The organism is Halapricum sp. CBA1109 (assembly GCF_009741825.1).
Classification (GTDB): domain Archaea; phylum Halobacteriota; class Halobacteria; order Halobacteriales; family Haloarculaceae; genus Halapricum.
The window spans coordinates 17786-28878 of sequence record NZ_WPCA01000020.1; the positions used below are offsets into that span (position 1 = coordinate 17786).

Annotated in this window: 8 protein-coding genes and 2 pseudogenes; 5 read left to right on the top strand and 5 right to left on the bottom strand. The window is 67.5% G+C overall.

Features of this window, described 5'->3' with window-relative positions:
* Positions 1-84 precede the first annotated feature (84 nt).
* Positions 85-535: pseudogene (locus tag GJ629_RS03995) on the top strand (NYN domain-containing protein).
* A 43-nt stretch (positions 536-578) separates the two neighbouring features.
* Positions 579-1912: pseudogene (locus tag GJ629_RS04000) on the top strand (M28 family peptidase).
* Here GJ629_RS04000 and GJ629_RS04005 read toward each other — a convergent pair.
* Genes GJ629_RS04005 through katG form a run of 3 tightly spaced genes read right to left on the bottom strand, consistent with a single transcriptional unit; the run spans position 1913 to position 5840 of the window.
* A complete protein-coding gene (locus GJ629_RS04005; protein WP_157511856.1) occupies positions 1913-2302 on the bottom strand; it encodes a hypothetical protein in 390 nt (129 codons plus the stop codon).
* A gap of 58 nt (positions 2303-2360) precedes the next feature.
* Complete coding sequence (locus GJ629_RS04010) at positions 2361-3650, bottom strand: amidohydrolase (protein WP_157511857.1); 1290 nt, start codon at positions 3648-3650, stop codon at positions 2361-2363.
* Positions 3651-3707: 57 nt separating this feature from the next.
* Positions 3708-5840 carry a catalase/peroxidase HPI gene (katG, locus tag GJ629_RS04015; RefSeq protein ID WP_157511858.1) on the bottom strand — a complete coding sequence of 711 codons (2133 nt, stop codon included), beginning with the start codon at positions 5838-5840 and terminating at the stop codon, positions 3708-3710.
* 177 nt (positions 5841-6017) lie between these two features.
* Here katG and GJ629_RS04020 point away from each other — a divergent pair, with 177 nt between their 5' ends.
* The 3 genes from GJ629_RS04020 to hisG all read left to right on the top strand — a co-directional run bounded on the left by GJ629_RS04020 (position 6018) and on the right by hisG (position 9770).
* Positions 6018-7214 carry an MFS transporter gene (locus GJ629_RS04020; protein WP_231754477.1) on the top strand — a complete coding sequence of 399 codons (1197 nt, stop codon included), beginning with the start codon at positions 6018-6020 and terminating at the stop codon, positions 7212-7214.
* Between the two features lie 248 nt (positions 7215-7462).
* A complete protein-coding gene (locus GJ629_RS04025; RefSeq protein ID WP_157511859.1) occupies positions 7463-8842 on the top strand; it encodes a sugar porter family MFS transporter in 1380 nt (459 codons plus the stop codon).
* 79 nt (positions 8843-8921) lie between these two features.
* Positions 8922-9770: an ATP phosphoribosyltransferase gene (hisG, locus tag GJ629_RS04030; protein ID WP_157511860.1), complete on the top strand. Its 849-nt coding sequence runs from the start codon at positions 8922-8924 to the stop codon at positions 9768-9770.
* On the opposite strand, the gene GJ629_RS04035 is transcribed toward hisG, so the two are convergent.
* Together GJ629_RS04035 and GJ629_RS04040 are read right to left on the bottom strand one after the other, a co-directional pair.
* Complete coding sequence (locus GJ629_RS04035; protein WP_157511861.1) at positions 9771-10187, bottom strand: hypothetical protein; 417 nt, start codon at positions 10185-10187, stop codon at positions 9771-9773. It lies immediately after the preceding gene.
* Between the two features lie 44 nt (positions 10188-10231).
* The gene (locus GJ629_RS04040; protein WP_157511862.1) at positions 10232-10792 is read right to left on the bottom strand and encodes a TATA-box-binding protein; all 561 of its coding nucleotides are present in this window, start codon (positions 10790-10792) and stop codon (positions 10232-10234) included.
* Positions 10793-11093: the final 301 nt, after the last annotated feature.

The following is an 11093-nucleotide window of genomic DNA, read 5'->3' on the forward strand; positions in this document are numbered from 1 at the left end:
TCCACGTCATTCGGTCTCTCTGTTCCCGCCCGCTCCCGGGGGAGATGCCGTAACATCCATACGAGATAGCGTCCAGTAGTGGGTATGGACCTCCTCGGACGCCTGCTCGACGCCCGACACTCCGACCGTCGGGTGGCGCTGTTCGTCGACGGGCCCAACGTCCTCCGCAGTGAGTTCGACGTGGATTTGGACGACGTGCGGGACGCGGGCGGCGAGTACGGTCGCCTCGTCACGACACGGCTCTACCTCGACGAGCACGCGACGCCCGGCCTGATACAGGCCGCCGAGGCCCGGGGATTCGAAGTGATCACGACCAGCGGCGACGTCGACGTGAAACTGGCCGTCGACGCGACGGCCGTCGTCGCACAGGCCGACACCGACGTGCTGGCAATCGTCTCCCGGGACACGGACTTCAAGCCGGTCGTGGAGACGGCCGCGCGCAACGGCCTCCTACACCGTCGCTATCGCCCCCGGCGAGCACGGCCGTTCCGACGCGCTGGCCAACGCCGCCGCCGAGGCCATCTCCCTGGAGTGACCGCGAGCGGAACTTTTTGATCCCCCCGGCCCACGGCCACGATATGGACGACGAGGTGGCACGCGTCCTCGGCACGGCGTGGCAGGACCGACGGCCGTGGGACGTGCTGCGGGCACTGGCGGAGTTCGAGGATCGCCTTGGGGGGCATCCGGGGGAGGAACGCGCGGCGACCCTGCTGGCCGAGACGTTCGAGACCATCGGTCTGCGGGCGGTCGACACCCAGTCGTTTGCCATCCCCGAGTGGACACGCGGCGAGACGTCGCTTCTGGTCCACGCGTACGACCGCGACCGCGAACGGACCTTCGAGGCCGTCTCGCTGCCGTACTGTCCCGAGGCGACGGTCGAGGGACCGCTGGTCGACGTCGGCCACGGGACGCCGGCCGAACTCGACGCCCGCGACATCGCGGACTCGGTCGTGGTCGCGACCGCCGGGACGCCACCCCGGGCCGACCGCTACCACCACCGCATCGAGAAGATAGCACACGCCGCCGCGGCCGGGGCCGAGGGGTTCGTCTTCGCCAACCACCGCCCCGGCCAACTGCCGCCGACCGGGTCGGTCCGGGCGGGGGACACCCTTCCCGCTGTCGGCGTCAGTTACGAGACGGGCGAGTGGTTGCGCGAGTACGCCGAGGAGGGCGCGGCCGCGCGGGTGAACGTCACCGCCAGCGTCGAACCCGGCTCCAGCCAGAACGTCCTCGGCGAGACGGGGCCCGACACCGACGAGGCAGTTCTCGTCCTCGCTCACTACGACGCCCACGACGTCGCCGAGGGGGTGTTAGACAACGGCTGTGGGGTCGCCGTCCTCGTGGCCGTCGCGTCGATGCTGACCGACCTCGAACTCGACCGGCGCGTCCGGTTCGGTGCGACCGGGGCCGAGGAACTCGGCCTGCAGGGCAGCGAGACGCTGGCGGCGACGAGCGACACCGAGGACATCCACGCCGTGGTGAACCTCGACGGCGCGGGCCGCGACCGGACGCTGAAGGCGCTGACCCACGGTTCGACGGCCCTCCGGTCGCTGGCCGAGTCGGTCACCGAGACGTGGGACACCCGCTGGCCGTCGACACGCGGCCCCACCCCTACAGCGACCACTGGCCGTTCGTCCAGCGCGGCGTGCCGTCGCTGCAACTGCACTCACAGTCCGCCGCCGGCGATGGCGGCGACCGGTGGGACCGCGGCTGGACCCACACTCGCGCGGACACGCTGGAGAAGGCCGACCGCCGGACGATCCGTGAACACGCGATGCTCGCGGCGCTGATCGTCCGCGAGATAGCCGCCAGCGACGTCGCCCGACTCGACACCGACGCCCTGCGCGAGGAGTTCGCCGACGCCGAGGACGCGATGCGGACCGCCGGGACGTGGCCCGATAGCTGGGCGTGATCAGTCAGTCTCGAAGGTCACGCCGTCGGGTTCGATCCGGATCCGTACGGCGGTGTCGTCCGCGACGGCCAGTTCCCGTTCGGCCGACGGGCCGCCGGGGACGCCGACGGAGACGGTGACGCTCCCCGAGGACGGCAGCAGGTCGCCACGCCCGCGTCCGAACCCTTCCCCGGGGTCGAGCGTCTCCGTCGTCGAGACTATCGTCTGCTCCGTGTCGCCGACGACCAGCGTCACGTCGAGCGTCGACTCCCGGCGGTTGAACACGGCCACGTCCGGCCCCGACCCCTCGAGCAGGCCACACCCCGAGAGGCCGACAGCCGCGCCCGCGAGAAGACTTACCGCGCCACGTCTGGTGGTCGATACCGTCGCGTCTGCCGAGTGGAGGGACATACGCGACTCGTGGCCGGCCAGTCACTTCAACCGTGTATCAGGAGTGCAGCGAGTGCAGCTACGCCGCCCGCTCGACCAACTCGCTCGCACGCTCGGCCGCTCTCTCCCGCACCGCCGTCTCGTCGAATACCGTCACCTCGCGGTCGCGAAGCAGGACCTGCCCGTCACACACCGTGTGGCGCACGTCGCTCCCGCGAGCGGCGTAGGTCAGGTGACTCACGAGGTCGTGGGCCGGTGTGAGGTGGGGCGCGTCCAGATCGATCACCGCGAGGTCGGCGTTCGCGCCGGCCTCGATCCGACCCGAGTCAAAGCCGAGGAGGTCGGCACCGCCCGCGGTCGCCATCTCGACGACCGTCCCGGCGTCGACGGCGCTGGCGTCTTCAGCCGCGAGTTTCCCGAGCATCGCGGCGTCGCGCATCTCGCCGAACATATCCAGATCGTTGTTCGAGGCCGCGCCGTCGGTGCCCAACCCGACCGAGACGCCCGCGTCCAGCATCGCCTGCACCGGGGCCATCCCGCTGGCGAGTTTCATGTTCGAGGCCGGACAGTGGACGACGCCCGCGCCCGTCTCCGCCAGCAGTTCGACCTCCGAGTCGTCGACGTGGACGCCGTGGGCGAGGAAGTCCTCGGGTTCGAGCAGTCCGAGGTCGCGGGCGTACTCCAGGGGTCGCTCCCCGTGTTCGTCGACGATTGGGTCGACCTCGTCGGTCGTCTCGTTGGCGTGGAGGTGGATCGGCACGCCGGCCTCGCGGGCCTCGGGGACGAACTCCCGGTAGTACTGTTCGCCGACGGTGGTCAGCGAGTGGGGCATGAAGGCCGTCGCGACGCGTCCGTCTGCGGCCCCGTCGTACTCGATAGCGAAATCGAGGCCGTCACGCATCTCCGCGCGGGCGTCGGCCTCGTCTTTGGCGACGGTGATCGACCCGTAGCCCAGTCGGGCGCGCATCCCGGACTGCGCGACGGCGTCGACGACTTCGGGCATCTCGAAGTACATGTCCGCGAGCGCCGTCGTCCCGGATTTCAGCATCTCGATCAGGCCCAGTTCCGCGCCAGCCCGGACGTCCTCGGGCGTGAGTTCGGCCTCGACGGGCCAGATGTCCTCCTGCAGCCACGCGTCCAGCGGTTTGTCGTCGGCGTGGCCGCGCAACAGCGTCATCGCGACGTGGGTGTGGGCGTTGACGAGGCCGGGGATGACGAGGTCACCCGCCGCGTCGAGTTCGTCGTCGCCGGGCCCGACGTCGCCGACGGAGAGGATGTCGCCGCTGTCGGTGTCGACCAGTACGTCCGCGCGTTCGACGGTCAGGTCCGGCCCCAGGATCCGGCCGCCGGAGACGAGAAGTTCGCTCATACCCCCGCTTCCGGCGGGGGCACAATCACGTTGTCGGGTCGCACCGTGCGGTCGTCGCTACTCGATGTCGAAGCGGTCGAGTCGCATCACTTTGGTCCACGCATCGACGAAGTCCGCGACAAGTTTCTCCTCGCCGTCGTCGGCGCCGTACACCTCGGCGATGGCGCGGAGTCGGTCGTGCGAGCCGAAGATGAGGTCGACGCGGGTCGCCTCCCACTGTAGCTCTCCGGTCTCGCGGTCGTAGCCCTCGTAGCGCTGGTCGGAGTCGGCGGACTGCTCCCACTCGGTGTCCATCGTGAGCAGGTTGACGAAGAAGTCGTTGGTCAGCGTGCCCGGGTCGTCGGTGAAGACGCCGTACTCGGCGTCCTGATAGGTCGCCCCCAGCGCGCGCATCCCGCCGACCAGCGCCGTCATCTCGTCGGGCGTCAGGTTCAGCAGTTCGGCGTTGTCGACGAGGTACTCCTCGGCTTTCCCGTCGATGTCGTCGCTGATGTAGTTTCGGAACCCGTCGACCTTCGGCTTGAGCGCCTCGAAGGAGTCGGCGTCGGTCTGGTCGGCCGTGGCGTCGACCCGGCCCGGTTCGAAGGGGACCTCCACGTCGTAGCCGGCCGCTTCGGCGGCCGCCTCGACGGCCGCGTGTCCGCCGAGGACGACGAGGTCCGCAAGCGACACCCGCGTCCCGTCCGAACGGGAGTCGTTGAACGCCGTCTGGACGTCTTCGAGGGTGTCGAGCGCCGTCTGTAGCTGTTCGGGCTCGTTGACCTCCCAGTCGCGCTGGGGGTCCAGTCGGACGCGCGCGCCGTTTGCGCCGCCGCGCTTGTCGCTGTCGCGGTAGGTCGAGGCCGACGCCCACGCCGTCTTGACGAGTTGCGACCGCGAGAGGTCGGTCTCCAGAATCTCGGCTTTCAACTGATCGATTTCCTCCTCGCCGATCAGGCCGTGGTCGACGTCCGGCAGTGGGTCCTGCCAGATCATCGTCTCGTCGGGCACCTCGGGACCGAGGAACCGCTCGGGCGGACCCATGTCCCGGTGGGTCAGCTTGTACCAGGCCTTCGCGAAGTTGATGCCGAAGGACATCGGGTTGTCCTGGAACTCCTCCATAACCTCCCGGTAGTCGGGGTCACGCTTCAGGGCGATGTCCGTCGTGAGCATCATCGGCGTGACCTCCTCCTCGGGGTCGGTGGCGTCCGGCGCCGTCTCGATGTCGTCGTCGACCGGCGTCCACTGCCAGGCACCGCCGGGGCCCTTCTGGGCCGCCCACTCGTACTCCAGCAGGTTGTCGACGTAGCCGAGGTCCCACTCGGTCGGGGCGGACGTCCACGGGCCCTCGATGCCGCTGGTGATCATCGCGCCCTCCGTCGCGCCCTCGTGCTCCCAGCCGAGGCCCTGCTGTTCGATGGGGGCGGCCTCGGGTTCGGGGCCGACGTTCTCCTCGGGGTCGTCGGCGCCGTGGACCTTCCCGAAGGTGTGGCCGCCGGCGATGAGCGCGGCCGTCTCCTTGTCGTTCATCGCCATCCGCGAGAACGTCTGGCGGATGTTCTTCGCCGAGAGCTCGGGGTCCGGGTTGCCGTCGGGACCCTCGGGATTCACGTAGATGAGGCCCATCACGGACGCGCCGAGACCCTCCTGAATCTCGCCGGGTTCCTCGAAGCGCTCGTTGGTCTCGAACTCGTCCTCGGGACCCCAGTCGACGGCCTCGTCGGGCGCGAAGGCGTCCTCGCGGCCGCCGGCGAAGCCGACCGTCTTGGCGCCCATCGACTCGATGGCGACGTTGCCGGCGAGGACGATCAGGTCCGACCACGACAGCTGGTTGCCGTACTTCTGCTTGACTGGCCACAGCAGGCGGCGGGCCTTGTCGAGGTTCGCGTTGTCGGGCCAACTGCTGATGGGCGCAAAGCGCTGCCGGCCGCCGGCCGCGCCGCCGCGGCCGTCCGCGGTGCGGTACGTCCCGGCACTGTGCCACGCCATCCGGATGAAGAAGGGACCGTAGTGGTCGTAGTCGGCCGGCCACCAGTCCTGAGAGGTCGTCATCACGTCCTCGATGTCCGCCTTCACTTCCTCGAGGTCGAGCTTCTGGAACTCCTCGGCGTAGTCGAACTCCTCGCCCATCGGGCTCGAATCACGAGCGTTCTGGTCGAGAATCGACAGATCGAGGCGGTTCGGCCACCAGTCTTGGACAGACTTAGTCATCACTAGGCGGGTGTACTCTCACGGTGTTAATCTTGACGAAACGGCAAGGAATTGTTTGTTGTGTGCGAAGCGATTTTATATAATTGCCTGTATTATGGTTGCTAGACGGGAACAGTCCCACTCAGCGACGGCGAGTCGTCACCGTCTTTTCGCTGGGGGACCGAACCGGAGTGTTCGATGGCCGTCGTGACACGACTCCGTGCGGTCGCCGTCGCGTTGGGTCGCCCGCAGGGGCAACTGCTCGGGACGCTCGCTGCCGGTTGGTTTCTCGTCCTCGGGATGCGGTTCGTCGTCCCCGCGTTGCTCCCGACGATACGGGCCGAGTACGGCGTCTCTAACACCGCGGCTGGGCTGGCGGTCACGCTCCTTTGGCTCGGCTACGCCGCGATGCAGTTCCCGACCGGCGTCCTCATCGACCGGGTCGGCGAGCGCCGCCTGCTGGTCGCGTCGCTCGTGCTGTCCGCGCTCGCGCTCCTCGCGTACGGGTTCGCGCCGGTGTTCGCGCTCTTTCTTTTGGCGACGGCGGCGCTCGGCCTCGGGACGGGCCTGTACGGGCCGACCCGCGGCACCCTGCTCTCGCGGTGTTTCAGCGACCGCGAGGGAGTCGCTTTCGGCGCGGTGCTTGCGGCCGGGTCCGTGGGTGCGGCGCTCCTGCCCTTCCTTGCCGCCATCGTGACGGACCGGTTCGGCTGGCGCGTGGCGATGGGTGCGGCCGCGCCGCTGTTTCTCGGCGTCGCCGTCGGCCTCAGGTCGACGGTCCCGCCGCGGGCGACGACCGCCAGCGACCGGGACCTCCGGACGGACCTCTCGACGGCCGTACGGAGCCTCTATAGCCGCCGTCTCGCGCTGATCGTCACCGGCGCGACGCTGATGTTGTTTGGCTTTCAGGCCGTGACGGCGTTCCTGACGACGTACCTCGTCGAACAGCGCGGACTCTCGCAGGGACTGGCCGGCGCGTTACTCAGCCTCCTGTTCGTCGGCGGAGCGCTCGCCCAGACGACCACCGGGGCGCTGGCCGACCGCTTTGGGACGCCCCGGGTCATCGCCGGCGTCTCGCTGGTCAGCGTCGTCCCTCTCGTGGCGCTTCCGTTCGTCGAGGGGACGGTCGCGCTGGCGGCTGCGTCGACGGCCATCGGCGTCCGGATGTCCTCGGGCCCGCTGTCGAACGCCTACATCGTCGACGTGCTCCCGGACGACGTGCAGGGCACCGCGTGGGGGCTCCTCCGGACGACGTTCTTCGCCGTCGGATCGTTCGGGTCGGCGCTAGTCGGCGTCCTCGCGGACCGCGGGATATTCGACGGCTCTTTTTTCCTGCTCGCGGTCCTGACCGCACTGGCAGGCGTGGTCTTCCTGTTCGTTCCCGAACGTGTATGATCACCGCGCGCCCGCCAAGATGCCGGGTGGGTCGTCCGCGTCCGCGAGCCAGGCAATGCTCGGGTGATACTATCCGATAATAGCTCGTGGGGCGACTCCGGAACGGACGAAACTCCGAGGTTGTCAACAAAACCGATTTACTATGACGAGAATTAATATGCTAAAAACCGGCTATGACAACTATACTCTAGGACCGAGTAAAAATTCCCAGAACGCTTTTCTGTAATACTCAAAAATCGCCTCCTCGTATGTCCACGACAGTTGTCAGTGACATCCTACGGGGTGACGGAGACCGCTTCGTCTACCTCGTCTCGGCGATGGCAGCACTGAATGGCCTGTTGTTCGGCTTCGATACCGGCATCATCTCCGGGGCCATCCTGTTCATCAACGACACGTTCAGTATGTCCCCGCTCGTGGAAGGGATTGTCGTCAGCGGAGCGATGGCAGGGGCTGCGACCGGTGCGGCGCTGGGCGGCCGACTGGCCGACCGTCTGGGGCGTCGTCGTCTCATCATGTTGTCGGCGGCCGTGTTCTTCCTCGGTTCGTTCCTGATGGCCGTCGCGCCGACGGTGCCCGTTCTCGTGGCCGGTCGGCTGATCGACGGCGTGGCGATCGGTTTCGCCTCGGTCGTCGGCCCGCTGTACATCTCCGAGATCGCGCCCCCGCGGATCCGTGGCGGTCTCACCTCGATGCATCAACTGATGGTCACGATCGGTATCCTCTCGTCGTACTTCGTGAACTATGCGTTCTCCGGCAGCGGCGCGTGGCGCTGGATGCTCGGCGCGGGGATGGTCCCTGCGGTCGTACTCGGTATCGGCGTCCTGAAGATGCCCGAGAGCCCGCGGTGGCTCTACAGCCACGGCGAACCCGACCGCGCGCGGGCGGTGCTCCGGCGGACGCGACAGGGTGACATCGAGGAGGAACTCGGGGAGATCAAAGAGACTGTCGAGCGCGAGTCCGGCACCAGCATCAAGAAGCTGTTCGAACCGTGGCTGCGCCCCGCGCTGATCGTCGGCATCGGGTTAGCGATCCTCCAGCAGGTCACCGGCATCAACGCGGTGATGTACTACGCGCCGACGATTCTGGAGTCGACCGGGTTCAGTAGCGTCGCTTCGATCCTCGCGACCGTCGGCATCGGTGTCGTCAACGTCCTGATGACCGTCGTCGCGATAGTCTACATCGACCGTGTGGGCCGTCGCGCCCTGTTGCTCGTCGGGACCGCCGGGATGACGATCACGCTGGCGATCCTCGGTGTCGTCTTCTATCTCCCCGGCCTGTCGGGCGTGTTGAGCATCACCGCGACGGTCTGTCTGATGTTGTACATCTCTTTCTTCGCAATCGGGCTGGGCCCCGTCTTCTGGCTGCTCATCTCGGAGATATATCCGCTCGCGGTCCGTGGCTCGGCCGAAGGGGTCGCGACGGTCACCAACTGGGTGGCCAACCTCGCCGTGGCGCTGTCTTTCCCCGTCCTGACCGCGAACGTCGGTCCGTCGGCGACCTTCTGGCTGTTCGGGGTCTTCAGCGCCGTCGCGTTCGTGTTCACGTACGGGCTTGTCCCCGAGACGAAGGGCCGGACGCTGGAAGCCATCGAGAGCGACCTGCGGGACAACGTCTCGATGACCGACTGACGGCGGCTTCCAACGGCACGTCGCCTCGATTCGACGAGCGAGGGGAAAGACAGTTGGCCGCCGCCGCCGACGCTCCTGTATGCGCATCGCAGTGCCCAACAAGGGCCGCCTGCACGACCCGAGCGTCGACTTGCTCGAACGGGCCGGACTCCACGTCGTCGACGGTGCCGACCGGAAACTGTACGCCGAGACCGTCGACCCGGACGTGACCATCCTCTACGCCCGGGCCGCCGACATCCCCGAGTACGTCGCCGACGGCGCCGCCGACGTGGGGATCACTGGCCGTGATCAGGCCGCCGAGGCCGACCGGGACTCGCTGGTCGAGTTGCTCGACCTCGCGTTCGGCCAGTGTAAACTCGTCCTCGCGGCCCCCGAGGACGGCGACATCGACACCGTCGCTGATCTGAACGGCGGCCGCGTCGCCACGGAGTTCCCGACCGTCACTCGGGACTTCTTCGCCGACCAGTCCGTCGATGTCGATATCACCGAAGTCTCCGGCGCGACGGAACTCACGCCCCACGTCGACATCGCCGACGCCATCGTCGACATCACCTCGACGGGGACGACCCTCCGGATGAACCGGCTTGCGGTCGTCGCGGACGTGCTGGAATCGTCGGTCCGACTGTACGCCCGCGAGGATGTCGCCGACGACGAGAAGGTCCAGCAGATACGGACGGCACTGGGGTCCGTCCTCGACGCCGAGGGCAAACGGTACCTGATGATGAACGCGCCCACTGACGCTCTCGACGACGTCAGGGAAGTCCTCCCGGGGATGGGCGGACCGACGGTGATGGACATCGCCGGCACGGACGACGTGGCGGTCCACGCCGTTGTCGACGAGGACGCGGTGTTCGAGACTATCACCGCGCTGAAAGAGGTCGGTGCCAGCGACGTGCTGGTGACCGAAATCGAGCGGCTAGTGGAGTGATCAGATCAGCCCGAAGAGGTTGTTGAGCGCGAACCCGAGGACGGCCGCGAACGCGACGTGGAGGGCCGTCAGCGCCGCGGTCGGGCCGACCGAGAGGTCGTAGACCCGGGCGATGGCCAGCGCGTCGGCGACCAGCGTCATCACGAGGACGATGGCGACACCGAGACTCTGGGAAACGAATCCGATCGCTTGGAGGCCGTACTGGCCAAGCAGGATCGACACCGCTGCGGGAACGGGTCCGACGTAGGCGGCCTTCTGACTCTCGACGTCACCGATGAAGAAGGTGGCCGCGAGATGGAGCGTCACGGCGTAGAACGCCGCGAGCAACACGAACGTGACGACGACGGCGAGGGGGCCGCCGCCGGCGATGCCACTCTGGAGGACGACCGATCCGCTCGTCGGCGCGAGCAACGACATATTCGAGATAGGAGCGGCAGCGGTTTGAGCGCTGTCGTTCGGGGTCAGTCCAGCAGGCCGAGGTCTTCCAGCCGTGAGACGATCTTGTCGACGGCCTCCTCGGCGTCCTCGGGCTTTTTGCCGCCGGTGATGACGAGTTTGCCCGAACCGAACAGCAACGCGACCACGTCGGGGTCGTCGAGTCGGTAGACCAGACCGGGGAACTGCTCGGGTTCGTACTCGATGTTCTCCAGTCCGAGGCCGATAGCGATAGCGTTGAGGTTGAGGTTCCGACCGAGGTCCGCGGAGGTGACGATGTTCTGGACGACGATTTCGGGGTCCTCGTCGACCTGAATCTCTAAGTCACGGAGTTTGTCGAAGACGATGCGGAGGCTCTCGTGGACGTCGTCGGTGCTCTTGGCACCGGTACAGACGATCTTGCCGGACCGGAAGATCAGCGCCGCGGATTTCGGTTCTTGTGTCCGGTAGACGAGGCCCGGGAACTGCTCGGGATCGTAGTCCGCCCCCTCCAGGTCCATGGCCACGCTCTGGAGGTCGAGTTCCTGACCGATCCCGGTCGAGGCGACGACGTTTTCGATATTGATGGTTTCCTTGGGGTCGACCATGTCTCGCTGTAACAGTCGTATTTAAGGGTTATAAAGATTGGTATTTAAGATTTATAAGCCGGTATCGGTCCGGCCGAGACCGGCACGCTCTTTCGGTCGGCACGCCCCCGTACAGACGTGTACGTGCTGGAGTTCGCCGGACAGGACGACCCCTTCGCGGCCCGAGAGGCGGCCACCGCCGCGAGCGACGTGACGCCCATCGGCCGGGGGTAGCGACCGCCGCGGCCCTCGGTGACACCGTCGGCCAACTCGCGTTCACCCGGCGCGCGTCGACGCTGCTCGGGACGGACGGACGCGAGCG